Origin of the sequence: Helicobacter sp. UBA3407, from assembly GCF_949747025.1 — a bacterium.
Lineage (GTDB): Bacteria > Campylobacterota > Campylobacteria > Campylobacterales > Helicobacteraceae > Helicobacter_D > Helicobacter_D ganmani.
The window spans coordinates 1-1,102 of record NZ_CATKCB010000003.1 but is presented as its reverse complement, the minus strand read 5'-3'; the positions used below and the strand labels follow the sequence as shown (position 1 = coordinate 1,102).

Here is a 1,102-nt window from a genome sequence, read left to right as displayed (position 1 = left end):
TGGGCTAGGGCTGCTCACCGCGGTACCAACCCCTGTCAAACTACGAATACCTATTACCGTATCTTGGGAGTCAGGCGGTGGGTGATAAAATCAATCGTCTAAAGGGGAACAACCCAGACTACCAACTAAGGACCCAAAGTTCTATTCTAAGTGGAAAAAGATGTGGAGTTACTCAGACAACCAGGAGGTTGGCTTAGAAGCAGCCATCCTTTAAAGATAGCGTAACAGCTCACTGGTCTAGTGATTCTGCGCTGAAAATATAACGGGGCTAAGATAGACACCGAAGTTGTAGATTGTGCTGATGCACAGTGGTAGAAGAGCGTTCTATACAGCATTGAAGCCATACCGGTAAGGAGTGGTGGAGCGTATAGAAGTGAGCATGCAGGAATGAGTAGCGATAAAAGTGGTGGGAATCCACTTCGCCGAAAATCTAAGGTTTCCTACGCTATGCTCGTCATCGTAGGGTTAGTCGGGTCCTAAGACAAGTCCGAAAGGGGTAGTCGATGGAAAATTGGTTAATATTCCAATACCAATATTAGTGTGCGATGTGGGGACGCATAGGGTCAAGACAAGCTGACGGATAGAAGTGTCAGTCGAAAGGTGCAAGTTAGGAGATTGGAAAATCCGCTCCCGTATCCCAAACCCAACAGGCTCTTTGAAGTCTTCGGATGGAAAGGAGAATTGTTAAGATCGTCGTGCCAAGAAAAGCCTCTAAGTTTAGCTAATATTGCCCGTACCGCAAACCGACACAGGTAGATGAGATGAGTATTCTAAGGCGCGTGAAAGAACTCTCTTTAAGGAACTCTGCAAACTAACACCGTAAGTTCGCAATAAGGTGTGCCATAGCAATATGGTCTCAGCAAAGAGTCCCTCCCGACTGTTTACCAAAAACACAGCACTTTGCCAACTCGTAAGAGGAAGTATAAGGTGTGACGCCTGCCCGGTGTTCGAAGGTTAAGAGGATTAGTCAGTCGCAAGATGAAGCTATGAATTGAAGCCCGAATAAACGGCGGCCGTAACTATAACGGTCCTAAGGTAGCGAAATTCCTTGTCGGTTAAATACCGACCTGCATGAATGGCGTAACGAGATGGGAGCTGTCTC

At 46.7% G+C, this 1,102-nt stretch carries 1 rRNA gene; it reads left to right on the top strand.

What is annotated here, in order from left to right:
* A 23S ribosomal RNA gene (locus Q1553_RS00015) occupies window positions 1-1,102 on the top strand; the annotation flags it as partial.